Origin of the sequence: Advenella sp. FME57 (assembly GCF_014897675.1) — a bacterium.
Classification (GTDB): Bacteria; Pseudomonadota; Gammaproteobacteria; order Burkholderiales; family Burkholderiaceae_B; genus Advenella.
Genome location: NZ_JABUXU010000002.1, coordinates 188,688 through 214,498, shown reverse-complemented (window position 1 = coordinate 214,498; position 25,811 = coordinate 188,688). Strand labels below are relative to the sequence as shown.

Annotated in this window: 22 protein-coding genes and 1 riboswitch; of the genes, 11 read left to right on the top strand and 11 right to left on the bottom strand. The window is 55.7% G+C overall.

What is annotated here, in order from left to right; all coding sequences use genetic code 11:
* Window positions 1-235: 235 nt before the first annotated feature.
* The 3 genes from INT32_RS03980 to INT32_RS03970 are packed head-to-tail and all read left to right on the top strand — an operon-like array spanning window position 236 to window position 3,085.
* The gene (locus INT32_RS03980; protein ID WP_193087428.1) at window positions 236-1,432 is read left to right on the top strand and encodes an acyl-CoA dehydrogenase family protein; all 1,197 of its coding nucleotides are present in this window, start codon (window positions 236-238) and stop codon (window positions 1,430-1,432) included.
* A gap of 54 nt (window positions 1,433-1,486) precedes the next feature.
* Window positions 1,487-2,650, top strand: a complete 1,164-nt coding sequence (locus INT32_RS03975; RefSeq protein WP_193087427.1) for an acyl-CoA dehydrogenase family protein — start codon at window positions 1,487-1,489, stop codon at window positions 2,648-2,650.
* 15 nt (window positions 2,651-2,665) lie between these two features.
* Complete coding sequence (locus INT32_RS03970; protein ID WP_193087426.1) at window positions 2,666-3,085, top strand: PaaI family thioesterase; 420 nt, start codon at window positions 2,666-2,668, stop codon at window positions 3,083-3,085.
* Between the two features lie 77 nt (window positions 3,086-3,162).
* On the opposite strand, the gene INT32_RS03965 is transcribed toward INT32_RS03970, so the two are convergent.
* On the bottom strand, window positions 3,163-3,984 hold the full coding sequence (locus INT32_RS03965) for an IclR family transcriptional regulator (protein ID WP_193087425.1): 822 nt from the start codon (window positions 3,982-3,984) through the stop codon (window positions 3,163-3,165).
* A gap of 369 nt (window positions 3,985-4,353) precedes the next feature.
* On the opposite strand from INT32_RS03965, the gene INT32_RS03960 reads away from it, so the two are divergent.
* The 7 genes from INT32_RS03960 (at window position 4,354) to INT32_RS03930 (ending at window position 12,340) form a co-directional block, all read left to right on the top strand.
* Complete coding sequence (locus INT32_RS03960; protein ID WP_193087424.1) at window positions 4,354-5,322, top strand: nitronate monooxygenase family protein; 969 nt, start codon at window positions 4,354-4,356, stop codon at window positions 5,320-5,322.
* Window positions 5,322-6,074 carry an enoyl-CoA hydratase-related protein gene (locus INT32_RS03955; RefSeq protein WP_193087423.1) on the top strand — a complete coding sequence of 251 codons (753 nt, stop codon included), beginning with the start codon at window positions 5,322-5,324 and terminating at the stop codon, window positions 6,072-6,074. Before INT32_RS03960 ends, INT32_RS03955 begins: the two co-directional genes overlap by 1 nt.
* A gap of 33 nt (window positions 6,075-6,107) precedes the next feature.
* Window positions 6,108-7,262 (top strand): acyl-CoA dehydrogenase family protein, encoded by a 1,155-nt coding sequence (locus tag INT32_RS03950; protein WP_193087422.1) that lies wholly within the window; start codon window positions 6,108-6,110, stop codon window positions 7,260-7,262.
* Window positions 7,263-7,388: 126 nt separating this feature from the next.
* Entirely contained in the window at window positions 7,389-8,330 is a 942-nt protein-coding gene (locus INT32_RS03945; RefSeq protein WP_193087561.1) for a tripartite tricarboxylate transporter substrate binding protein, read from the top strand.
* A gap of 511 nt (window positions 8,331-8,841) precedes the next feature.
* A complete protein-coding gene (locus INT32_RS03940) occupies window positions 8,842-9,441 on the top strand; it encodes a nitroreductase family protein (protein ID WP_193087421.1) in 600 nt (199 codons plus the stop codon).
* 259 nt (window positions 9,442-9,700) lie between these two features.
* Entirely contained in the window at window positions 9,701-10,660 is a 960-nt protein-coding gene (locus tag INT32_RS03935; protein ID WP_193087420.1) for a tripartite tricarboxylate transporter substrate binding protein, read from the top strand.
* 210 nt (window positions 10,661-10,870) lie between these two features.
* Window positions 10,871-10,957, top strand: a riboswitch (glycine riboswitch).
* A 135-nt stretch (window positions 10,958-11,092) separates the two neighbouring features.
* On the top strand, window positions 11,093-12,340 hold the full coding sequence (locus tag INT32_RS03930; RefSeq protein WP_193087419.1) for a D-amino acid dehydrogenase: 1,248 nt from the start codon (window positions 11,093-11,095) through the stop codon (window positions 12,338-12,340).
* Window positions 12,341-12,394: 54 nt separating this feature from the next.
* Here the strand turns inward: INT32_RS03930 and INT32_RS03925 are convergent, their stop codons facing one another.
* The 7 genes from INT32_RS03925 to INT32_RS03895 form a co-directional block, all read right to left on the bottom strand.
* The gene (locus INT32_RS03925; RefSeq protein ID WP_304518985.1) at window positions 12,395-12,529 is read right to left on the bottom strand and encodes a hypothetical protein; all 135 of its coding nucleotides are present in this window, start codon (window positions 12,527-12,529) and stop codon (window positions 12,395-12,397) included.
* Window positions 12,530-12,543: 14 nt separating this feature from the next.
* A complete protein-coding gene (locus INT32_RS03920) occupies window positions 12,544-13,533 on the bottom strand; it encodes a tripartite tricarboxylate transporter substrate binding protein (protein WP_193087418.1) in 990 nt (329 codons plus the stop codon).
* A gap of 32 nt (window positions 13,534-13,565) precedes the next feature.
* Window positions 13,566-14,708: a methionine aminotransferase gene (locus INT32_RS03915; RefSeq protein ID WP_193087417.1), complete on the bottom strand. Its 1,143-nt coding sequence runs from the start codon at window positions 14,706-14,708 to the stop codon at window positions 13,566-13,568.
* 70 nt (window positions 14,709-14,778) lie between these two features.
* Window positions 14,779-15,558: a transporter substrate-binding domain-containing protein gene (locus INT32_RS03910; RefSeq protein WP_193087416.1), complete on the bottom strand. Its 780-nt coding sequence runs from the start codon at window positions 15,556-15,558 to the stop codon at window positions 14,779-14,781.
* A gap of 183 nt (window positions 15,559-15,741) precedes the next feature.
* On the bottom strand, window positions 15,742-16,758 hold the full coding sequence (ilvC, locus tag INT32_RS03905) for a ketol-acid reductoisomerase (RefSeq protein WP_193087415.1): 1,017 nt from the start codon (window positions 16,756-16,758) through the stop codon (window positions 15,742-15,744).
* A gap of 63 nt (window positions 16,759-16,821) precedes the next feature.
* Window positions 16,822-17,316, bottom strand: coding sequence for an acetolactate synthase small subunit (ilvN, locus tag INT32_RS03900; RefSeq protein ID WP_193087414.1), 495 nt, complete (start codon window positions 17,314-17,316; stop codon window positions 16,822-16,824).
* Window positions 17,317-17,325: 9 nt separating this feature from the next.
* On the bottom strand, window positions 17,326-19,044 hold the full coding sequence (locus INT32_RS03895; RefSeq protein ID WP_193087560.1) for an acetolactate synthase 3 catalytic subunit: 1,719 nt from the start codon (window positions 19,042-19,044) through the stop codon (window positions 17,326-17,328).
* A 487-nt stretch (window positions 19,045-19,531) separates the two neighbouring features.
* On the opposite strand from INT32_RS03895, the gene INT32_RS03890 reads away from it, so the two are divergent.
* Complete coding sequence (locus INT32_RS03890) at window positions 19,532-21,721, top strand: FUSC family protein (protein ID WP_193087413.1); 2,190 nt, start codon at window positions 19,532-19,534, stop codon at window positions 21,719-21,721.
* A 193-nt stretch (window positions 21,722-21,914) separates the two neighbouring features.
* Here the strand turns inward: INT32_RS03890 and INT32_RS03885 are convergent, their stop codons facing one another.
* From INT32_RS03885 to serS, 3 genes are all read right to left on the bottom strand, one after another.
* The gene (locus INT32_RS03885) at window positions 21,915-23,147 is read right to left on the bottom strand and encodes an MFS transporter (protein ID WP_193087412.1); all 1,233 of its coding nucleotides are present in this window, start codon (window positions 23,145-23,147) and stop codon (window positions 21,915-21,917) included.
* Window positions 23,144-23,914 (bottom strand): peroxide stress protein YaaA, encoded by a 771-nt coding sequence (yaaA, locus tag INT32_RS03880; protein WP_193087411.1) that lies wholly within the window; start codon window positions 23,912-23,914, stop codon window positions 23,144-23,146. Before yaaA ends, INT32_RS03885 begins: the two co-directional genes overlap by 4 nt.
* A gap of 142 nt (window positions 23,915-24,056) precedes the next feature.
* Window positions 24,057-25,415, bottom strand: a complete 1,359-nt coding sequence (gene serS, locus INT32_RS03875; protein WP_193087410.1) for a serine--tRNA ligase — start codon at window positions 25,413-25,415, stop codon at window positions 24,057-24,059.
* Between the last annotated feature and the right edge of the window lie 396 nt (window positions 25,416-25,811).

Below are 25,811 nucleotides of genomic sequence, written 5' to 3'. Positions count from 1 at the left end.
TGATAATACTCCGTGGCAGTATTGGGTGTAAAGCGAATTGTCGGCTGCAAGCATTTCTGCTTTTTCTATCGGCCTGTCTTTTCATTTAACGCATTGCTCGCTATAATCAATTCCATAAATCAATTATATATTCCACTATGCAGAATCATAAAAGAAACCGGGCTACGCAGACACCGAGCTGCGACAATGACGGTTTCGCTTCTGCCGCTCAACAACCTGAAAAGGAATTCCGTCCATGGATATCCGCTACACTCCTGAACAACTGGCCTTTCGCGAATCGGTTCGCGTTTTCCTGAAAGAAGCGGTACCAGCTACGGTCCGCGACAAGACACAACAATGCCTGCCGCTGTCAAAAGCCGAACGCGAGCAATGGCAACGCAACCTGTTTGAACAAGGCTGGGGAGCGCCGTCCTGGGCAGTGGAATTTGGCGGCACCGGCTGGGATGCGGTGCAGCGCCATATCTTCGAAGAAGAATGTGCTGCTTTCGGTGCACCCGAACAATTGCCTTTTGGCCTGAAAATGGTCGCGCCGGTTATTCAAAAGTACGGCAGCAAAGAACAGCAGGAGCGTTTCCTGCCCCGCATTCTGTCCGGCCAGGACTGGTGGTGCCAGGGGTACTCGGAACCCGGGGCCGGCTCGGACCTGGCGTCGCTGAAAACGACGGCCGTGCGCGATGGCGAAGACTATATCGTCAACGGCCAGAAAACATGGACCACGCTGGCCCAGCACGCAGACTGGATTTTTTGCCTGGTGCGCACCAATCCGCAAGTGCGCAAGCAGGAAGGCATTTCATTCCTGCTTATCGATATGAAAACGCCGGGTATTACCGTGCGGCCCATTATCATGCTGGACGATGGCCATGAGGTCAATGAAGTCTGGCTGGAGAATGTTCGCGTTCCCGCCGCCAACCTGATCGGCGAAGAAAACAAAGGCTGGACTTACGCCAAATTCCTGCTTGGCCACGAACGAACCAACATCGCCCGCGTGGGCCGTTCCAAGGCGGCACTGCAGCTGGTCAAGACGGCCGCCGCCCGGCAAACCGGCAATGACGGCCTGCCGCTGTTGCAGGATGCGCGATTTCGCGATCGCCTGGCGCAGGTCGAGCTGGATCTGATGGCACTTGAAATCACCAATTTGAAACTGATTTCTCAGGAAGGCAGCAGCCACGCCCCAGGGCCCGAAGCCTCCATCCTGAAAGTGAAAGGCTCGGAGATTCAGCAGGCGATCACAGCACTGGCCTCGCAGGTCGCCGGCCCGTATGCGGCGGCCCATATCCTGCCGGACGATCAGGTACATGAATTGTCTGCCGCCTTTCCTCAGGCCCAGGAACATATGACGGCGCAATATTTCAATTATCGCAAAACCACCATCTACGGCGGATCCAATGAAGTGCAGAAAAGCATTATCTGCAGGATGATTCTGGGGCTGTAAACGGCCCGCCATCCCTTCCCGATACAGAACATAATACGCTACGGAGTCATCCACATGGACTTTACCTTTACCGAAGAACAACTTGCCCTGCAAGATACGCTTACCCGCTTTGTCGACAAAGACTATGCCTTTGAACAGCGCCGGAAAAATCTTGCCGCCAACCAGCATATGAGCCAGGACACCTGGGCAACCTTTGCAGAACTGGGCATTCTTGCCCTGCCCTTTGCCGAAGAAGACGGCGGCCTGCAAGGCACCCCGTTGGATACCTATCTGGTCATGCGCTCACTGGCCAAAGGACTTATTCTTGAACCTTACATCAGCACCGTGGTACTGTCAGGTACGTTTTTGCAGCAGCACGCCACAGCGCAGCAGCGCAGCGTGCTGATTGCCGCGATCGCAGATGGCTCGGCCCGTTTCGCCTTTGCCCACTACGATGCCCAATCGCGCTATCAGGAATCGCGTATCCATACCCAGGCCGTCAACAAGGCGGGCAACTGGATCCTGAACGGCCACAAGGCCATCGTGGTTGACGCGCCGGTGTGCGACCACTGGCTGATCACAGCCAGGACTGCCGGACAGGAAAATGACAGCAACGGCCTGTCTGTCTTCCTGGTCAAAGCAGACCATCCTGGCATTACGGCCAAGTCATACCGGCTGCATGACGGCCATCTGGCTGCCGATCTGGTGATAGAAAATGCCGAGCTGCCGCCAGAGGCGCTGATTGGCGACGCAGACACGGCCTACCCCGCCATCATGCAGGCGCTGGCTGCCACCAATGCCGCACTGGCGGCCGAGGCGGCCGGCCTGATCCAGGCCCTGAACGACGCGACCCTGGAGTATTTGAAAACCAGAAAGCAGTTTGGCGTGGCCATTGGCACCTTTCAAGCCTTGCAGCACCGCATGGCCGATATGGCCATCGCAGCAGAACAGGCTACTTCCATGGCGCTGCTGGCAGCCATCAGCCAGGCTGGCGATGATCCGCAGGATCGCATCATCAAAGGCGCAGCGGCAAGGGTGCTGCTGGCAAAACTGTCGCGCCATGTCGGCGAAGAGGCCGTGCAACTGCACGGCGGCATGGGCGTCACCGACGAGCTGGTCGTACCTCATTACTTCAAACGGGTCACTGTACTAAATAGTCAGTATGGCGATGCAGACTTTCATTTGCAGCGATATAGTGATAGTTTGCTAACGCCACAGAAAAACCAGGACCCCGCTTGAGGAAACACCCGTATCATGATTGACCAGACTATTCCAGAACACTACCGCCTGCTGAACCGCTTCAGTTCCTTTTCGGATCTGACCGGACCTTTTTATGAAAAAATAGTGGACGACCGCCATGTGGGCATTGGCCTGCGGGTAGAGGCAACGCATCTGAACAAGGTGGGTGTCGCCCACGGCGGTCTTATCATGACCGTTGCTGACAATGCCTTTGGCGATGCCATTCTTAACGCTCATGATGAGCCGGTGGCTTTCGTCACCATGTCGCTGACTTGTGAATTCATGTCGCCTGTGCGCGAAGGCGACTGGCTGGAAGCGACAGTGGATATTCAACGCAAGGGGAAGCGGGTGGTTTTCGCCAACTGCGATATGCGCGTGGGTGACAAAAAAGTGGCCTTTGCCACCGCCCTGTTTTCCATGATCGACAAGAAATAGCCAGCACGAACTGCCGGCCGGCAAGCCTGCCGGCAGTTGCCCGACGGGCTCACCAACACGCCTGGGTATTGTGCGGATCAGGCTGGCTGACCCACCGTCTCCTTGAGTTTGCTGACCACTTCCAGCAATTTGGGTCGCGCCTCTTCAAGCAGATATTGCTCGGATAAATTGAAGGACGGGCCCCCGCAACTGATCGACATAATCGGAAACTGCCGCCCCAGATTCAAGCCGACCGCGATGGCGTTCACATCCTTTTGCCAATCGCCAAATGAGCAGGTGCATCCCAGCCGCTCGTAATCGGCCAGCGACGAAGCGATACCGCTCATTAACGCATCACTAGCCAGCTCATCAAGTTCGCGTACCCGGCCGAATATCTCTTCGCGCTCCTGCAGCGGGATTTCCGCCAGATAAGCCCTGCCCATGGCCGTGGATACGATCGGAATACGGGCGCCCACGTCCATGCTGAGTGTCAGCGCCGACCGGCTGCGGCAGTTTTCCAGATACAACATCGACAATCGATCGCGCGTTCCCAGCGTTACCATGCCCTGAGTCTCGTCAGCCAGCGCCTGCATCAGCGGCCGGGCAACCTGGCGGATATCGAGCTTGGCCAGCAAGCCCACGCCCAGCGAGAGTGTCGCCATACCCAGTTGGTATTTACTGCTTTCCTCGTCATGCGTCAGGTAACCCAGCCTGGTCAGCGTATAGGTAATGCGCGACACCGTTGACTTGGGCAGCTTGCAACGCTGTGCAATTTCCTGATTGCCCAGCACTTTGTTGCCGGAGCGAAAGCAGGCCAGCACATCAAGGCCGCGGGCGATCGCCGTGATGAAATGGCGGTCGTCCTCATACTCTCTGGCCAAAGGGGGTTTGTTAAGGGTTTTCCGAATATCAGATGTCATAAATAAATTCGCAGGAACAATTCCAATGTGCAGAATATAGTACAGAATCGCATTGCGTGGCGCGTCATGCCTTCCGCATTTGCTCAATAGTATAATAATACCCGTTTTATACTATGTTTAAAAAGAAAATTCCATTGCCCGCGCGTCCAGAGTAGTCTATGATAAAGTGCTGACGGCTAGCGCTCAAGAGTAAAGCATGTACCGCATTGCAGAATTTTGTTTCGAATTTATGCAGGCGACCCTGATACCGCGACGTGCTATCCGATGGCTGCGCCGACCTGCCCCGTCGGCATCTTTCGTCTGCGGCATGCATCATGCATCCGTCCGCTGCCAATATTGCATATGATATTTATCTGACTGAGGTTGTTTATGGTTCATCCTGTCGTACAAAAATTGCGCGCTCAAATGTCGCTTCCCGTAATCTGCTCGCCCATGTTTATCGTGTCCAATCCGGATATGGTCATCGAGCAATGCAAAAGCGGACTGATCGGATCGTTCCCGGCCCTCAATGCCCGTCCGGCGTCGCTGCTTGATGACTGGCTGGCCCGGATCACCAGCACACTGGATGATGAACGCAGCCGGCATCCGGCGCAGAAAATAGCCCCCTTCGCCGTCAACCAGATTATCCATACGTCGAACGACAGGCTTGATCACGACATGCAGGCCTGCGAGAAATACAAGGTTCCCGTCATCATCACCAGCCTGCGCGCCCCGTCGGACGTCGCTTCTGCGGTTCATGGCTGGGGCGGCCTGGTCTTTCATGATGTCACAACCATCCGCCATGCCGAGAAGGCACTGGAAGCCGGCGTGGACGGGCTGATTCTTGTTGCCGCCGGCGCAGGCGGTCATGCAGGCACGCTGAGTCCGTTCGCACTGGTGTCGGAAGTACGTAAATTCTATGATGGCCCGATTATTCTTTCCGGCTCGATCACCAACGGCGATGCCATCCTGGCAGCCCAGGCGATGGGAGCCGATTTTGCGTATATCGGCACGCGCTTTATAGCCAGCCAGGAAGCGAACGCCGACCCACGCTACAAACAAATGATCGTCGACGCAGCAGCCAAAGACATTCTGTACACGCCGTTTTTCACGGGTATACCCGGTAATTACCTGGCGCCGAGCATTACGGCATCAGGCCTGGATCCGGACAACCTGCAAGAACAGGAAAAATCATCAACCAACTTTGGTTCAACCCGCGTCAAGGCGTGGAAAGATGTCTGGGGTGCCGGCCAGGGCGTCGGCACTATCGACTCAGTAGAGCCGGTTGCCGCGATCGCCCAGCGCATGCAACAGGAATACCAGACCGCGCGCCAGCGCCTTGCCAGCGAGAACGCCTAATGAACGATACAGCGACCACGCCCACGATCCTGGTCAATGTCAGCGAGCGGGTTCTGACGCTCACCATCAACAGACCGGCACAGAAAAACGCACTGGATAGCGCTACCTATGCTGCGCTCACGGCGGCGCTGGCGCAGGCCACCGCAAGAGAAGACCTGCATGCCATTGTACTGACCGGTGCGGGCGGCTATTTCACAGCGGGCAACGATCTGCGCGACTTTGTTAATGCGCCCGAAGGCGCCAGCCCAGGCCTGACATTTCTCAAAACCATCAGCAAGGTCAACATTCCCATCATCGCCGCCGTCGAAGGCGGCGCCATTGGCATTGGCGTCACGATGTTGCTGCATTGTGATTTTGTTGTTGCCGGCACCGGTACACAGTTCCGCATTCCCTTCGTGCCGCTGGGCCTGTGCCCTGAAGGCGCGTCCAGCCTGCTGCTTGCCCGTTACGTCGGGATTCGAAAGGCCAATGAATGGCTGTACCGTGGCACACCCTTTACGGCTGAAGAAGCCCAACAGGCAGGCCTTATCAATCGCGTGGTCATTGCCGGCCAGGCCGAAAGTACCGCCCAGGAACTGGCCCGCGAAATGGCCAGCCAGTCCCGACTTGCCCTGACCAGCACCAAAGCGCTGATGCAGCGCGCTGCGGCCCAAGACGTGGCCGCAACGCTGGATGCTGAAAGAGAACGTTTTGTGCAATGCCTGGCATCGCCCGAAGCAAAGACGGCATTCAGCCGGTTTCTGGCAAAATAACGCACTCATTTTTTATAAGGATTAATCACAGTCATGATACGTGATCAGGAAACCCAGACCCTTCTTGAAGAAGGCGTTCGCCGCTTCGTTAGCGAAGTCCTCGTTCCCGCCGAAAACGAAGTTGCCGAGACCGACGAAATTCCCCAGCAAATCCGGGACCAGATGAAAGAGCTGGGTCTGTTTGGTCTGGCCTTGCCTGAAGAATATGGCGGCCTGGGCCTGACCATGGAAGAGGAAGCCCGCATTGCGATGGAACTGGGTCGCACCTCCCCGGCGTTTCGTTCCTACATCGGCACCAACAACGGCATCGGTTCGTCGGGCATCGTGATCGACGGCACCACGGAACAGAAAGAAAAATATCTGCCACGCCTGGCCAGCGGCGATCTGATCGGCTCGTTTGCCCTGACCGAACCGGAAGCCGGTTCCGATGCCGGGTCCCTGCGTACAACAGCCGTACGCGATGGCGACCATTACATCATCAATGGCACCAAACGCTTCATTACCAACGCGCCTCATGCCGGCATTTTTACCGTCATGGCGCGCAGCAATCCCGACATCAAAGGTGCTTCGGGTATTTCAGCGTTCATTGTCGAGGCCGGCACCCCAGGACTCACACTGGGCAAACGCGACAAAAAAATGGGCCAGAAAGGCGCACACACGAGCGATGTCATTTTTGATAACTGCCGCATACCGGCAAGCCAGTTGATCGGCGGCAAGGAAGGCGTGGGCTTTAAGACTGCCATGAAAGTACTGGACAAAGGCCGCCTGCATATTTCCGGCGTCGCTATCGGCGCGGCCAAACGCATGCTGGCCGATGCGCTGGCGTTTGCCAAGGACCGCAAGCAATTCGGGCATCCTCTAGTTGATTTTCAATTGATTCAGGGTATGCTTGCAGATAGCAAAACGGATATTTACGCGGCCGAATGCATGTTGCTCGATGCAACACGCCGGCGCGACAGCGGCGAAAGCGTGTCGGCGCTGGCCTCCTGCGTAAAATATTTTGCTACCGAAATGTGCTGCCGTGTTGCCGACAGGGCGGTGCAGATTCATGGCGGATCCGGTTATATTTCCGAATACGCGATCGAACGTTTCTATCGTGATGTACGCCTGTTCCGTCTATACGAAGGCACATCACAAATTCAGCAAATCATTATTGCGAAGGATCTGATTAAAGACGGTAATATCTGACTTGTAAGATCCTGCACTAATCAGATCAGACATCCAGACGCGCCATCTGCAATTATCCGCATTACTAAAAAACAGGAGACAAGTGTGATAAAACCAGGCAAGTCCATTTATACCGCCGCCATTGCTATGCTCATGGCAGGCGGTATGCAGTCAGCCCAGGCAATGTCCGAGGCAGCCAAGAACTTTCCTAACAAGCCAATCACAATCGTGATTGGCTATACGGCCGGCGGCTCAACCGACATTCCATTCCGGGTGCTGGCAGAAAACCTGACGGGTATTCTCAAGCAACCGGTGATCGTCGAAAACAAGCCGGGTGCCGGCGGTGTTCTGCCGGCCATGCAGCTGCACAATAAGAAGCCGGACGGCTACACCCTTGCCCAAACGCCAACACCGGTGTTCCGCCTGCCCTACATCAGCAAGATTGACTGGAACCCGGCCACCGATCTGACCTATGTCATCGGCCTTGCAGGTTATTCTTTCGGACTGGTGGTGCCGGCCGATTCACCGATCAAGTCGATGAAAGAATATATCGAGTACGCCAGAGAAAATCCGGAAAAACTCACCTATGGTTCGCCGGGCATTATGACGACCCTGCATATCACCATGGAGGCCATTGCCCAGGACGCCGACATCAAACTGGTGCATGTCCCCTATAAAGGCAACGCGGAGTCGCTCAAGGCCATTATTGGCGGGTTTGTCATGTCAGTGGCAGATACCCCGGCATGGGCGCCTTATGTAGAGAACGGCAAGCTGCGCCTGTTGTCTACCTGGGGTGAAAAACGCAGCAAAAAATTTCCTGACGCGCCCACCCTCAAGGAATCGGGCATTAACCGTGTTCAGCTTTCTCCTTTCGGACTGGCCGTTCCCAAGGACACCGATCCGGACATCGTGAAAAAGCTTCATGACGCGCTCAAGCTGGCCATGGAAAAACCCAACTTTCGCGAAGCGCTGGAAAAATACGATATGGAACCGCTCTACATGAGCACCCAGCAATACACCGAGTTTGCGAAAAAAACCACAACAGACGAAGGCAAGGTGCTCGAGTCCTTGGGGTTCGAGAAAAAGTAAGCGCGCAAAGACAGAGGCGAGCGTTGTCCGGTACACGCCTGAACCAGTACCGGACAGCGCCTCACCCAATTGTGCGCATTGAGCGCGCTTGTTGATCACAATCAGGGGAAACCGCAACCGCTGCAGACCGCCGCAATGGGTCGGCCAAAAGCGTAGCGCTTTGCCCGCACCGCAATACGATTGACCAATTTACCCTTTATAGCTGATCCCACCCGCACGGGTGACGTCTGGCGCCTCACATTTCGTTGCTGCCCCTTCCGCAGGGCCCTGCCTGCCAGAGCACGCTTTTCACTGTCCCTTCTCAATATCCCCTGTTAACACCCCTTGGCGGTCCAAGCCCTTGTTCTGGTCGCACCCATCGTTCAAATATTTTGAACATACTCTACAAAACAGATGAAACAAACTCACCCTGCATTGCAGCATAATGTTGACTATGCAAGAACCGCAAGCAATTGCGGTATCTGAAAACAAACAACGATCATTGAAACTATTTTTAAAGGGTTTTACCATCATGTCCGCAAATGTTCTGCAGCACCTGAAAAACCGCCGTACCATCTACGCGCTGGATCGCGATGTCAAACTCAGCAATGACGAACTGGTCAGGCTGATTCAAAACACGATCAAGCAGGCGCCCTCTTCCTTCAATTCCCAGTCTTCACGCGCTGTCATCCTGTTGGGTAAACACCAGGACCGTGTCTGGGAAATTGCCAAGGAAACGCTCAAAGCCATCGTACCGGCTGACGCTTACCCGGCCACCGATGCAAAACTCAGCGGCTTTCAGGCTGCCTACGGCACCGTGCTGTTCTACGAAGATCAGGACGTAGTAACCGATCTGCAGGAAAAATTCGCTCCCTACGCCGAGAACTTCCCCATCTGGTCCGAGCACTCAACCGGCATGGCGCAACTGGCAGTCTGGACTGCGCTGGCTGAACACGGCATTGGTGCCTCGCTACAACACTACAATCCGCTGATCGACGATAAAGTCCAGGCAGAATGGGATATTCCAGCCAGCTGGAAGTTGCGTGCCCAGATGCCTTTTGGCAGCATCATCAACCCGGCTGGTGAAAAAGAATACATGGACGACAAGGACCGCTTCCGCGTCTTTGCCTAAACCACGTTTTTCTGTACTGCAGCGCCGTCTGCATCAGGCAGCCATTCCATCAAGCAGAACCCCAAAATTGGGGAGATTGCCCCTTGCATCTGGGTATTGTTCCGCTGTGCAAAAGCCCGTCCAGTCTAGTCCTGCGGGCTTTTGTCATTTTTTGGGAGGCGATCGGATTTCCTTTTTTATTTCATCAGGAGAACGCTTATTCTTGACCAATGTTTGTTATCCTTTATTGGTTATCCAAATCTCATAAGGATTGATTCAAATGAAAATAAAAGGGACATCTGTTCTCGCGTACACCGCTCTTGCTGCCCTGATTCTGCCCATGGCGGCTCAGGCGGCGTGGCCCGACAAACCCATCAAGGTTATCGTTCCCTACACGCCGGGCGGCGCGACTGACACCGTAACCCGCGTTGTCATGCAGAAGCTGTCGGAAAGGCTCAAGCAACCAATCGTGATTGAAAACAAACCCGGCGCAAACAGTACGATCGGAACCAGCCAGGCCGCGCGCTCCAAGCCGGACGGGTATACGTTTGTCACTGTCCTGGCCGCCTATTCCGCCAATCCGCATTTATACAAGCTGAACTATAGCAACGAGGATTTCGTTCCGGTATCGCATATTGCCGACCTACCTCTATTTCTTTTTGTCAGCAAGCAGGTGCCTGCCAAGAACATGAAAGAACTGGTGGAATACGGCAAGAAGAACCATCTGACCTACGCATCCAGCGGCACAGGTTCGAGCGCCCACCTGACCGGCGCCCACTTTGCCGATGAAGCCGGGCTTGAAATGACACACGTTCCCTATAAGGGCAGCGCGCCCATTCTTGCAGATTTGCTCAGTGGCCGGGTTTCCATGGTCTTTGATCCAATCCTGGTGCCTATGAGTTACGTCAAGGAAGACAAGCTCAATGCGCTGGCAATTACGTCGGCCAAACGCTGGGAAGGTGAAGATGACATCCCCACCATGGAAGAAGCCGGCTTCAAGGGCTTTGTGATGAACTCGTGGACTTCGCTCATGGCCCCGAAAGGAACGCCGCAGGAAATCGTGGACCGCGTCTCATCGGAACTTGCCGAAATCGTCAAAGAACCGGATGTGAAGAACAAGTTCAGGACGGCTGGTTTTGTGCCCATCGGCGGCTCTGCGGCTGAACTGAGCGAACTCATTAAACGGGATTCTGCACTGTACGAAAAAATCATCAAGGAAAATAAAATTACAGTGCAATAGAACCGCGATCATACCGCCGTCGCCACAGCAACCCGGTTCACCCCACAGCGGGGTAACCGGTTTTTTGATTTCAAAGGCCGTGGACAAACGGCGGCATGACCCATTGCGTTTGCAGCTGACCGGCGTTTCCAGCATCCTCTTATTTACCAGACTAGGGTAAACCCTAGCTTGTTGTCTTACAGCAGGCGACTATCATATGCGTTGTCGACATACGTGTTTGCAGGAGAGTTCAGCCCTGCTGACGCCGACGGAGCAACCACCCCGGAAACTCTCAGGCAAAAGGACTGCAAATAACGCGACACTCTGGAGAGAGGCGCATGCGCCCACCGAAGGGGAACCGGCTTCATGCAACAAGCCGGTGAAACTCTCAGGTACCGTGACAGATGGGGTATGCAGATCGTGTGATTTGCATCACCGCTATCGGAGACGTTTATGTCACGTGTCGCCATCATCGGCGCCGGCATTACCGGCATCACCACCGCTTATACCCTGGCCAAACTCGGCTATTCGGTCACTGTCCTGGACAAAAACCGGGACGCCGCCATGGAAACGTCGTTTGCCAACGGCGGCCAGCTTTCGGCAAGCAACGCCGAAGTGTGGAACAGCACCGCCACCATCATGAAAGGACTGCGCTGGATCGGCAAACGCAACGCGCCCCTGCTGCTCAATCCGGCCTTCAGTTGGCATAAATACAGCTGGCTCGCCGCATTCGTACGCAATATCCCCAACCACAAGACCAATACTATCGAAACGACCAGACTGGCCATTGAAGCGCGCCGTCATTTGTACGCCATGGCAGAACAGGAGAACATCGATTTTGATCTGGAGCGCCGGGGCATACTGCACTTCTATTATGACAAGGACAGCTTTGACAAGGCCTTAAAAACCAATGCACTACTGCAGGAAGGCGGCCTGGAACGCTATGCGGTCACGCCGGATGAAGCGCGATCCATTGAACCGACACTGACCGGGGACTTCTTCGCGGGCTTGTATACCCCATCGGACGCCACCGGCGACATTCACAAGTTCACCATCGGGCTGGCCGCAGCATGCCGCAAGCTGGGCGTGCGTTTTGTCATGGATACGTCGGTCACTCGCATTACCAGCGATCGGAACCATCATCAAATTTTCCATCAGCGCTACGACGATGTCCAGTCGGCCTATCTTGAAGCTGAGAATATTGTTGTTTGCGCCGGCACCGGCAGCCGGGCCATCGCCCGCATGCTGGGCGACACGATGAATGTCTATCCGGTAAAAGGCTATTCCATCAGCGTCCATCTGGACGACGCGGCCAGCCTGGCCGCAACGCCTCGGGTCAGCCTGCTGGATGAAGACGCCAAAATCGTTACCAGCTTTCTGGGTGATCGCTTTCGGGTGGCGGGTACGGCCGAATTCAATGGCTTTAACAAGGACATCCGCGCAGACCGGGTACAACCCCTTATCGACTGGACCCGCCGCCTGTTTCCCGAGATATCCACCCGACGCGTGGTGCCATGGTGCGGCCTGCGCCCGATGATGCCCGATATGATGCCGCGCGTTTGCCGTGGGCGCAAACCCGGCGTCTTCTATAACACCGGACACGGGCACCTGGGATGGACATTGTCTGCCATCACCGCCCAGATGCTGGGAGAAATGGTCGAAGCATCGGCGCAAAATCCCACATTGCAGCCGGCGTACTGAAACACAATTTGAGCGTGCGATATGCAGATCACCTGAACCTGCACATCGCCGCATTTACACCAGTATTTTTTGCAGAAAATCGCGGGCCCGGTCACTTTGCGGACGAGTAAAGAACGCATCCTTGTCCGATTTCTCGACAATGGAGCCCTCATAGCCGCGCCGGACAGGCGCCCGCCCGATAAGGCACATAACGATGTTGCCGTTTAATTTACCGAGACATTCGAGGTTTTGATAACCTGGGCCCATTTGGCCGTTTCGCTCTGGATGAACTTGGCGAAATCGTCAGGTGAACCGCCGGCAGACTGGCCGCCCGTGCTTTCGAAGGCTTTTTGCACCTCGGGCTTTTTCAGAATATTGTTGAACGCCGTATTCAGTTTACTGATAATCGGTTCGGGGGTGCCTGCAGGCGCAATCACGCCCTGCCAGTTGTATGATTCAAAGCCCTTGAGGCCGGCTTCCTGCATGGTAGGCACATCGGGCAGCAAAGGCAGGCGCTTGGCGCTGGTAACGGCCAGTGGATGCACTTTTTTGGACTGGATGGCCGGCATGGCTGCGTAACCCATTTCAAACATCATATCGATGTGACCCGCCATCAGGTCGCTGCCTGCAGGAGCGCCACCCTTGTATGGAACGTGAGTCAGCTCCACTTGTGCGTCGGAGGCAAAGAGTTCACCCGACAGGTGGTGGGCACCACCGACACCGGACGAACCGAAGGTTAGTTTGCCGGGCTCTTTTTTTGCCAGCGCAATCAGATCGGCAACGGTTTTGACGTTCAGTTTATTGTTGACACTCAGGATCAGCGGGCTTTCTTCGATAAGAATCACCGGCGCCAGGTCTTTGGCCACGTCATATTTCACGTTCTTTGGCATCAGCGTAGGGTTGACCGACAGCGGCGCCAGATTGCCACTGCCGATTGTATAACCGTCGGGTTTGGCGCGAGCGACATAGTCTGTGCCAATCACGCCGCCAGCCCCGGCCTTGTTCTCCACCACAACGTTGGCCTTGAGCTCTTTGCTCAGTTCTTCGGCCAGCAGGCGCATGCGGGTATCGGCAAAGCCGCCTGCTGCGTAGGGAACGATAAACGTAATGGGCTTGGCGGGCCAGTTGTCCTGGGCTGCGGCAGTGGCCGACACGCCCAGCACGCCGCAGGCTGCCAGAACCGTACTGATGGTCAGTTTCTTGAAATTTTTCATAATGTTTCCTTGAACGAGATAACTGATGAATATCATAATTTGCAAAGACGTTTTGCACCCTCTTCCAGAGTGGCGTCATCCTTTGAAAACGACAGGCGGATGACGCCCAGATCGGTTCCATCGGAATAAAACGCCGATACGGGAATGGTTGCCACGCCGAATTCTTCGATCAGCTTGCGTACCAGTTGTACGTCGGACAAATAACTGAAGTGATGGAAGCGAGCAAGCATGAAAAAACTGCCCTTGCTCGGCAGAAGTTCGAATTTCGAATCTTTGAGTGCGTGGGCCAGCAAATCGCGCTTTTCCTGATAGATGGTGGACAGGTTCAGGTAATGATTGGGCGTCTCCATCATGGCCGCCAGCGCATACTGCATGGGCGTATCAGCGCAATACATGAGAAATTGATGAATCTTGCGTATTTCAGCCGTGATTGCCGCGGGTGCGACGCAATAGCCGATACGCCACCCTGTCACATGAAACGTCTTGCCAAAGGAAGTCACAACCACAGCACGCTCGCGCAGCCCGTCGTAACGGGACATGCTGCGGTGAATGTCCTGATCGAAGACCACATGTTCGTAGACTTCATCGGACAGAATGATGATATTGGTGTCTGCCACGATATCCTGCAGCGCGGCGATATCGGCGTCAGACAGCACGGCGCCGCTGGGATTATGGGGTGAATTGATGATAATCATGCGCGTGCGGTCATTGACGGCGTCGCGCACTGCGTCCCAGTCTATACCGTAGCCGGGCGGCAGCAGCTTGATGCCTACCGGCACGGCCCCTTGCAATTTGACGATCGGCGCGTAGCTGTCAAAACACGGCTCGAAATAAATCACCTCATCGCCCGGATGGATCAACGCCGCAATGGCGCAATAAAGCGCTTCACTGGCGCTGCCCATGACCGTGACTTCGTTGAGCTCATCATAACTGTGGCCATACAGCAGCTGGATTTTTTCAGCAATCTTGCTGCGCAATGGCTCAATGCCAATCATGGGAGAATATTGATTGTGCCCTTCGGACATGGCGTCGATCGCATGATCGATCAGTTCGGGCGCACACGGGAAGTTAGGCGCTCCCTGCGCCAGATTGATAGCCTGATGACGCTCGGCAAGATCACCGATGACGCTGAAAACAGTGGTGCCCACGGCGGGTAGCTTCGAACGGATCTGCATGATCGTTACCTGATAAACGGAATGAAAAAAACCGGCCGCCCGGGCCGGTTGCGCTTGCTGCGCTCTCGACCTATTTGGCGACCCAGTCGGCGTTGAAATATTTTTGGGTAAGTTTGCTTATCGTACCATCTTTCTTGAGGGCATCAATCGCGCCATCAAGACGCTTTTTAAGTTCATCGTCGCCCTTGCGTATACCGAAACCGGTACCAACACCCAATACCGAGCTATCGTCAAGCGGTGCGCCCGTGATCTCGTAGTCCTTGCCTGCGGGCTTTTCCAGAAAGGCACTCACCGCGCTTGGCGTTTTCTGCACAGCCGCCTGGATACGATTGCTTTGCAGATCCTGATAAATCTGATCCTGTGAGGCGTATGAGACGATTTTTACACCCTTGGATGCCCAGTGTTTTTTGACGAAGGCTTCCTGCGCCGATCCCTGCAATACCCCTACAACGGTGGATTTCAGACTTTCCGGCGTGGCCTGCAAGCCCGATCCTTTTCTGGCAATCAGCTGGCTTGGAACATCGTAGATGGGCACCGTGAAGTCTATGACCTTCTGGCGCGGCTCGGTAATATTCATCGCCGAGTTGATGTAATGAAATTTACGTGCATTCAGTGCTGGGATCAGCCCGTCAAAGCTGGTCTCGACCCATTCGCACTTGGCCTGCAGCTGGGCACAGACCGCATCATTGAGCTCGACGTCAAAACCAACCAGCTTGCCGTCGGGCGTTTTGCTTTCAAATGGCGGATACAGGGCTTCGACGCCCACTTTGAGCACTTCCTGAGCAAAGGCAGGTGCGCCAAACGCGCTAACGGCCAGTACGCCTGCCGCGATAAGGGTTTTGATATTCATAGCTTGCCGACCTTAAAATAGAGAAAACCCCTGATAAACAGAGGTTTTGAACCAGGATATGACGCACTCCCGTCTATGACGGAACCGGATGCATACCTGTTTTTTGTGCGCCCTGGCGCCCACCATTTGGCAGTCGCCCTGCGCCAGAACTGAAAAACCAGCCTCTGGCGCAAAAGCCTACTCTTAATTTTTGGTTTGATCAACCAGTTTGTTTTTGGCGATCCAAGGCATCATGGCACGCAGTTTTTCGCCAACCACTTCGATGTCTGATTCGGCATTGATGCGACGACGTGACGTCAGTGTTGGTGCACCGGCGGCGTTTTCAATGATAAAGCTTTTCGCGTATTCGCCCGTCTGGATGTCTTTCAGCACCTCGCGCATGACTTGTTTGGTTTGGTCAGTCACAATGCGCGGGCCGGTCACGTACTCACCATACTCGGCATTATTGGAGATGGAGTAGTTCATGTTGGCGATACCACCTTCGTAGATCAGGTCAACAATGAGCTTGAGTTCGTGCAGGCATTCGAAGTAGGCCATTTCAGGCGCATAACCGGCTTCCACCAGGGTCTCGAAACCAGCTTTGATCAGTTCCACGGCGCCACCGCAAAGCACGGCCTGTTCGCCGAACAGATCGGTTTCGGTTTCTTCACGGAAGTTGGTTTCAATGATACCGGCGCGACCACTGCCGATTGCGCTGGCGTAGGATAGCGCTACATCACGCGCAGCACCGGATTTGTCCTGGTGCACGGCGATCAGGGATGGTACGCCGCCGCCCTGTGAATAGGTGCCGCGAACAGTGTGACCGGGCGCTTTGGGCGCAATCATGATGACGTCGATATCGTCACGGGGCACAACCTGACCATAATGAACGTTAAAGCCATGGGCGAAAGCTAATGCAGCGCCGGCCTTGATGTTGCCATGGACGTGTTCTTTGTATACCTGGGCGATGTTTTCATCGGGCAACAGGATCATGACCAGATCGGCCGTCTTAACGGCGTCGGCCACTTCAGCCACTTTCAAACCGGCATTGGCAGCCTTGTTCCATGATGCGCCATTTTTGCGCAGGCCAACGGTGACGTTGATGCCGGACTCATGCAGATTCAGTGCGTGGGCGTGCCCCTGGGAACCATAACCGATAATGGCAACATTTTTCCCTTTGATCAGGGACAGGTCACAATCTTTGTCGTAAAAAACTTTCATTTAAAGCCTCAAGAATTTAGTTAAATTTGTTTTGAATGTCTGCTTACCGCGCTTACCACCAGATTAAATCACCCGCAGGATACGTTCGCCGCGCCCGATACCTGACACGCCTGTACGAACAGTTTCCAGGATCGCACTGCGATCCAGCGCAGACAGAAACGCCTGGATTTTTTCCTGTACACCCGTCAGTTCGATTGTGTAGGACTTATCGGTCACATCCACAATATGCCCCCTGAAGATGTCGGCCAGGCGCTTGATTTCTTCACGCTCCTTGCCCACGGCGCGAACTTTGACCAGCATGAGTTCACGCTCGACGTGAGCCCCTTCAGTCAGATCGACTACTTTAACCACATCGACCAGCCGGTTCAAGTGTTTCGTGATCTGTTCGATGACATCGTCAGAGCCCGCAGTCATGATCGTCAGGCGCGACAACGTCGCGTCTTCGGTCGGCGCAACAGTGAGCGTTTCAATGTTGTAGCCCCTGGCCGAGAACAGGCCCACCACGCGGGACAGCGCACCGGGTTCATTTTCCAGCAGAATGGAGATAATGTGTTTCATGGTTTCCCCTTACAAGTCTTCTGAACCCAGCAACATTTCGGTCAGGCCCTTGCCTGCCTTGACCATTGGCCAGACGTTTTCGGTCCGGTCAGTGATGAAGTCCAGGAAGACCAGACGGTCTTTGTGCTTGCCGAAAGCTTCCTTGATAGCCGGCTCGACATCTGCCGGCTTATCGATCTGCAGGCCAATGTGGCCATAGCTTTCGACCAGTTTGACGAAGTCGGGGATCGAGTCCATGTACGACTCGGAGTAGCGCGACTGATAGTCGATTTCCTGCCATTGCCGCACCATGCCAAGATAACGGTTGTTCAGGCACAGCACTTTAGGCGTGAAATGATACTGCGTGCAGGTAGCCAGTTCCTGGATGTTCATCTGAATCGACGCTTCGCCGGTCACGACGGCAATTTGCGCGTCGGGATGCGCCATCTGCACACCCATGGCGTACGGCAGGCCGACGCCCATGGTGCCCAAACCGCCGGAGTTGATCCAGCGCCGCGGATGGTTGAATCGATAATATTGCGCCGCCCACATCTGGTGCTGGCCCACGTCCGAGGTGACGAAGGCGTTGCCTTCGGTGACCTTGCACAGCGTTTCGATGACAAACTGCGGTTTGATCAGTTCACTGCCATGATCGTATTTCAGGCAATCGCGGCCACGCCAGTCGTTGATCTGCTTCCACCAGGCCTGCAATGAGCGGCTGCTTTTTTGTTCGGCCAGCGCGTCTGCAACCAGCGGGTTCATTTCCTGCAGCACTTCCCTGACATTGCCCACAATGGGGATATCAACCTTGACCCGCTTGGAAATGGACGATGGATCGATATCGATATGAACGATCTTGCGCTGGGCTTGTGCAAAGTGCTTGGTATTGCCGATCACGCGGTCGTCAAAGCGCGCGCCGACAGCGATCAGCACATCGCAGTTCTGCATGGACATATTGGCTTCATACGTGCCATGCATGCCCGGCATGCCCAGATACTGATCGGAATCCGGGTTCTGCGCGCCCAGCGCCATCAGAGTGGTAGTTACCGGTGCACCGCTGAGCCGCACCAATTCGCGTAGCTCATCGGAAGCGTCGGACAGGATGACCCCGCCGCCCGCGTAAATCATGGGACGCTCGGCGCCCGCCAGTAACTGGGCGGCCTTTTTGATCTGCCCCAGGTGGCCCTTGACCACCGGTGCGTAGGAGCGCATCTTGACTTCAGACTTGGGCGGCGCGTATTTGCACATGGTCATGGAGATATCCTTGGGGATATCGACCAGAACCGGGCCGGGGCGGCCAGTGCGGGCAATGAAAAATGCCTTGCGCATCGTATCGGCCAGATCTCTTACGTCGCGAACCAGGAAATTGTGTTTGACGCAGGGCCGGGTAATACCGACCGTATCGCATTCCTGGAAGGCGTCTTCGCCAATGGCCTTGGTGGGCACCTGTCCGCTGATGATGACCAGCGGTATGGAATCCATGTAGGCAGTGGCAATGCCGGTGACCGCATTGGTCAGGCCCGGGCCGCTGGTGACCAGACACACCCCTACTTTATTAGAAGAGCGCGAATAGGCATCGGCAGCGTGCACGGCAGCCTGCTCGTGTCGCACCAGAATATGCTTGAAATCTTTCTGCTTGTAGATTGCGTCGTAAATGTAGAGCACCGCGCCGCCAGGATAACCGAAAACGTGCTCGACGCCCTCTTCGGCCAGGCAGCGCACGACGATATCGGCGCCATTGAGTTCCATGTTATTTCCTTTCATAACCAGCATTCCCGCGTTGATTGGTCCTGTGACCTAGGCTTTGGCGGGATCCGTCAACATCTGCAGCGCTTTGTTCCTCACGGAGGAACGCCACCTGCAGACATTGATGTACCAGCCTGGCCATCAATCTGGGTCTGCGCGCACACTGGGTGCGGGAGAGTTCGAAATGGAGACGTTTATTCACACTTTTGGCACGAATAACCGCTATTGTTCATTCATTTAGGCGCACTGCAATTGAAGCGGATAGCTAAAACAGGGTGTCCGTAAATACCAGCGACGGATTGTGCGCAGGTATAGTCCTCAAATGTACCGCATTGCAACACCAAACGCAATCGGGAATATTCATTATGCACAAATTTATCGCCGCCCGGCGGTACAATAGGGCTCTTTGCTGTGTCGCCTCTTTGGGCACCGCCTGTCGCCTGCCAGCGATCGGCACTCGGGAGCCTGCGTCTTTTCACTGGTTTGGTGTATGGATATTCGCGCGGAAAATTTCGTCAAATTCTTCTACAGTTCCAATTTTTTTCATGGAACGCGCCAAGCCACGGGGGTGCTGCTGCCGGTACTGGTAATGGCAGGTTTTTTCAACCAGCCCACGATAGGCGTGGCGCTGGCCATCGGGGCCCTGTGTCCGGCCATTATCGATCAGGTAGGCGGCACCAAGCGCTCGCGGCTGAATGAAATGCTGGGCGGTATCGTATTGGGACAGATCTCGGGATTAATCACCGGGCTGGCAAGCCCCTATCCCGCCCTGCTCTGGCTGGTGGTGTCGGCCCAGGTATTCTTCTATTCCATGCTGTCGGTCTATGGCCGGCGCGGGGGGCTGATCGGATTCGGGTGCCTGCTGCAGATGATGCTATCCATGCACACCCCCATGTCGGTCGGCGAGGCGCTCACCCATACCAGCTACACGGCCATGGGCGGTGTTTTCTACATACTGTACAGCACGTCCATCAGTCACCTGTTCAAGCTGCGCGAAGAAAGGCAGACCCTGTCTGCCGCCCTGTATGCCACCGCCGCTTACGTAAGCACGCGCGCCGATTTTTACGACACTCATAAAAACCTGGATGACAGCTACCGGCGGCTGATCCCGCAAATGATCGCAATGACAGAGCAGCACCAGAGCGCACGCGATGTCGTGCTGCGCAATCTGCCCCGCGACAACGACGCCAGCGACCAGCAGCGTATTTTGCTGTGGAATGTCTTTATCGACATGATTGCCCTGCTCGATACTATGGTGGCGTCGCAGACCGACTATGCCACCTTGCGTGCGCGCTTTCAAGACCACGACATCCTGCTGTTCATGCGCGACACCCTGTTCAAGATCAGTCGCACCCTGAATCGGACCGCCTATAGCCTGGCGCGAAACAAGCCGGTGGATTATCGCAACAGCGTCCGGGCGGAGTTGCGCGCCATGGAGTACGAACTGCTGCAACTAAAACAGGATGGCATCCAGCGTACTGAACCGGAGACCTATCTGCTGCTGGTGCAGATTGTGCGCCGCCTGCGTAATGCCAGCCGGTTTGTGGACCGCATTGCCGATAATCTGCGCGGCATGCGACTTGAACCCGTCGATAGCCTGAAGCGCGATAGCTCGCTGCGCCGTTTTATTACGCCGCAAGCCATTACGCTGACCCCCTTGAAGCGCAATCTGAATCTGAGCTCGTCCATTTTCCGCTACGCATTGCGCACCACATTCGTGGTCACCCTGGTGTTGCTCATTTCTACTGTCGTCAGCCTGGTCTATGGACACTCGGAGATTGTGCGCACATTTACCTCGCACAGTTACTGGATCATCCTGACAGTGCTCATTATCATGCGGCCCGGGTTCGCGCTGACCCGCCAGCGCACGATCGGCCGCCTGGCCGGCACGCTGGCCGGTTGCCTGATCACCATTGCGCTATTTAACCTGACCAGCAATCCGTTTATTCTTATTGCCATCATGATTCCGGCGATGGTGCTGGGCAATGCGTTCGTATTGACCAACTATCCGCTTAGCTCGCTATTGATGACGATCTATATTCTGATCGCCTTTCACTTCCTGAGCCCGGGCAACCTGTTGATTATCGGCGAACGCGCGCTGGACACCCTGGCCGGTTGCGCGCTGGCATTTGTCTGCGGGTCGATTCTTCCCTGGTGGGAGAAGCAGCGCATCATGCCGCTGGCGCAGGAGGCCATTGCGGCGGCGCATGACTACATTCTGGCCGTGCAGGCGTACATCAATTCGGTCCACGCCGATCCGGAGCAGAAAGTGTCATCGGCAGACAACGAACGCTACGTGCAGGCGCAGCTGTCTCGCAAGAATATGCACACGACCTTTGGCGCGTTCGCAGACAGTTTCTACCGGATGATGAACGAACCCAAATCCAAGCAGATCCATATTAAGGAATTGAATACGATTCTGGTGCAGACCGACGCCGTGGCCAGTCAGATCGCCGCCATTGCGCCGGTCCTGGCCGGCCTGGACAAAATACCGCCCAATATGCAGCAGACCCTCTCCAACGTGTCTGACTTGCTGGACAAGGAGGCACAAGCCATTACCGAGGCGCCTTCGCAAATTGAAACCGAGGGTCAGTACGGCAGCCTGGTCTTTCCGCTCAAACAGATGCAGCAGGCCGCGCTGCGCATCCGCCAGCAAGCGACCAATATTGGCTTGATGTAATCGCGACATACCCTGTCGACAGGATCGGGAAGCCAATCAGCAGGCCGGCACGAGCGCATTCATACATGGCACATCGTTAATCGTTAATCACTTATCGTTTATCGTTATTGACTGCGCAGCTTGGCGTTACACTGCTGGCCCTGCTCCATGGCGGCCCGCTGCCACGCTCCATGCGTGTGACACCTATGGCCATCTATTCGAACAGCTGCTCATCCACGTTAAGGGCGCCGGGCCAGAAATAGAGGATCGCCGACAGCAGCTGGATTGCAATCATGATGCCCCAGCCGGTCAGGTGCGCCACGGCAGGATAATGACCGTTATTTGCGGGCCAGAAATCCAGCACGAATCCTACGCCAACCTGCATGGAAAAAATGCTGATGAAAAAAATCATGTTGAAGGCGGTCGTCACGCGGCCTACAACCTTGCGTGGAAATACCTCGGCCAGCAAGGCATAGGCAAGAATACAACTGGCGGCAAGAAACCCGTAAGCGCCCCAGATCAGCGCCGGCGAAACGGGCACCCGGAACAGAATCAGCAACTGCACCAGCACGAACAGCGTCATTCCCAGCCCGCAAAAGGCACGCAGGCCCAGGCCGTAGCGCTCGATGCGGCGCGCCACCAGGCCGGTGATGACCGTGCCGGCCACCATGGTCAGCCCCAGCATGGACACCAGGCTGTCAGCTTGACGCGCCGTCAATCCGGAGACATCGGTCAGATACGGTTTGACCCACAGCGACTGGGCCGCATAGAAAGCGCCGCCCACGGCGCACGGAAAAGGCACCACGCGCCAGAACACTGCGTTCTTCAAGATAATACGAACGCCATGGATCTGCTTGGATACCGGCTCATGCGGCGCCATCCGCTGCTTCGATTCGGGCACCAGCAGCCAGATGACAATAGCCACGGCAATGGTGAACACGGCCATGCCCACGCTGATTTCACGCCAGGTGTATTGCGTTAGCAATACCGCCAGCGGCGTGCCGACCACTACCCCGCCCATGCCACCCAGCGCCACCATCAGGCCATTGAGCAGCGGCCAGCGCGAGGACGGAAAATTCTGGGCAATCGCCAGGAAGCCGGCGCCTAGACAGACCGAGACGCCCACGCCGATCATGATGCGGCCGATAATCAGCCCCTGCATGGTGTGCGTCATACCGTAAAGCACCGTCCCGGCCGCGGCCACCAGTAGCAGGATGGCATCGGTGCGGCGTGCGCCATAGCGGTCCAGCGCCAGCCCGGCCGGAAGCTGGGCCAGGGCAAAGCCGATAAAGTAAAAACTGGTCAGCAGCCCCAGGTCGCTGGCAGTCAGATTCATTTCGCGCGACAGGAACGGCGCAAAGCCGATATTCAGGCCGCGATACACATAGGACAGGAAGTAGCCCAGTGCAAAAAGTACAAAAATCCTTATTGCAGCCTGGCGGCTCATTGTTTTCTCCGGAAGACCAGCTTGTCTTCCGTGGACTCCTCGGCGGCAAAGGCATAGCCTTGACCATTGAATTTTTTCAGGGCCGCCGGCGTTTTCGCTTTGGTCTCAATGGCAAACCGCGCCATGAGCCCGCGCGCGCGCTTGGCGTTGAAACTGATAATTTTATAAACACCGTTCTTATAGTCCTGGAAGACACACTGGACAACGCGCGCATCCAGCGCTTTTTGGTCGACCGCTTTGAAATATTCTTCAGAGGCCAGGTTGATCACGATGCGCGAAGTCTGCTCGGCCAGACGCTCATTCAGGTATTGAGCGATTTCAGAACCCCAAAACTCATACAGATTCTTGCCACGACTGGTCTGCAGGCGAGTGCCCATTTCCAGCCGATAGGGTTGCATCAGGTCAAGCGGACGTAGCACGCCATACAGGCCGCTCAGAATGGCCACGTGTTCCTGGGCCCATGTCAACTGTGATTCGCTCAGCGTCGCCGCAGCCAGGCCTTCATACACGTCGCCATTGAAGGCCAGCACGGCCTGGCGGGCGTTTTCCTGATCAAATCTGGGTTTCCACTCCGAGTACCGTTGTACGTTCAGTTCGGACAACGCCGGGCTCAGCTTCATAAGTCCGGCAATATCGTCGACGCCCTTGGTTCTGAGCACTTTGATCAGTTCTGCGGACCGTTTGATAAAAAGTGGCTGGGTATGGGTGTTGGTAGAAACAGGAGAGTCGTAATCGAGTTTTTTGGCAGGGGAAAGCAGGAAAAGCATGACGGACAACCTTGAATGGAATGTTTGATGAATCAGGAAAGAACGCCGCTTCCGTCAGGGGGCCGGAACGTCGTCAATACATCATGGCAAATCGGGCCCGCCCGCCGGGCACAGCGGCCCGGCGGGGCTTGACCAACATAACTTAAGCAGCAGGGGTCAGACGCGCCAGACCACCCATGTAGGGGCGCAATGCCGCCGGAATTTCGATGCTGCCGTCGGCCTGCTGATAGTTTTCAATAAGCGCGACCAGCGTGCGTCCCACTGCCAGGCCGGAACCGTTGAGCGTATGCAGATATTCTGTTTTGCCCTGTTCGTTACGAAAACGCGCCTGCAGGCGTCGGGCCTGGAATGCCTCACAATTGGAGACCGAGGAAATCTCGCGCCAGGTGTTCTGCGCCGGAATCCAGACTTCCAGGTCGTAAGTCTTGGCGGCGCCAAAACCCATGTCGCCGGTACACAACTGCATGACGCGGTAAGGTAGTTGCAGCAACTGCAGCACTTTTTCAGCATGACCCACCATTTGCTCCAGCGCATCATAGGAGGTGTCTGGATGGACTATCTGCACCATTTCCACTTTGTCGAACTGATGCTGACGGATCATCCCCCGGGTATCACGGCCGCCGCTGCCTGCTTCAGAGCGAAAACACGGTGTATGCGCCGTCAGACGCAAAGGCAGGCTGGCGCCCGGCACAATTTCGTTCTTGACGGTGGCGGTCAGCGTAATTTCCGATGTTGAGATCAAATAAAGATCTTCCTTCTCGATCGGCTTGCCCTGCTGATCGGTCTGTGGTTCGTCTTCGCCACCCTTGGTCACCCAGAACATATCATCCTTGAACTTGGGCAACTGGCCGGTGCCCAGCAGGGTTGAACTGTTGACAATATACGGTGTGTAGCATTCGGTATAGCCATGCTCGTTCGTGTGCAAATCCAGCATGAACTGGGCCAGCGCACGATGCAGACGCGCCATGCCGCCGCGCATGAAAGAAAAGCGCGCGCCTGTGAGCTTGACTGCAGTATCAAATTCCAGGCCAAGACGTTCGCCCACCGTAACATGATCCTGGGCCTCGAAACCTTTGGTTGGCGGTTCGCTGTGATCGGTCACGTAGCCCGCCTGGGTGCCCAGCCAGCGCCGGACCTCAACGTTGTCGTCACTGTCCTTGCCCTGGGGCACAGAGCTGTGCGGCAGGTTGGGAATCGTCATGAGCCAGCCGTCCAGTTCGCTGCGAATACCAGCCAGCTCTTCTTCCAGCGCCTTGAGTTTGCCGGGCAATGCCTGTGATTCGGCCATGACTGCGCTGGCGTCTTCTTTCCGCGACTTGAGCTGGCCGATTTGCTTGGCCAGCGCATTGCGCTGCGCCTGCAGGGTCTCGGTCTGGATTTGCACCTCTTTGCGGCGGGCTTCGAGCTGATTGAAACGAGCCTGATCAAAATCGACGTTGCGGCGCTTGAGCGCGGCGATGACAAGGGGAAGCTCTTTTCGCAGTAAAACAGGATCTAACATGATATTTTTCTGGTTTCGTGTGGGAGAAGTATAGGGTAATCATTATATACAGCTATACGCGCCCGGTGGGGCCGCAGACCGAACAACGCGTACCCGCAACCAGTTTTCCCGGAGAAAAATCAAGTAAGCGGTACAAAGACAACAGGGTGCCAGCCCCCCGGCCCGGACACCGCGCGCCGCTTGCTGCAAGCGCATGGCTGTTGGTTTGCATGAGCAGGTTGCCGTGCTTGGCGCTGCGGCACCGGCCAGCAAGCTGGTGGCGACGCATCACGATTAGTGCCCCCGGCTGGATGGATCAGAACGTCCCGGCGTTATCGCCGAGCCTGCGCGGGCCCTCGCCGGTAATGGTGTAATGTTTTTCGCCCCCGCGAACCCTGCAGCACGGGTATCACAATA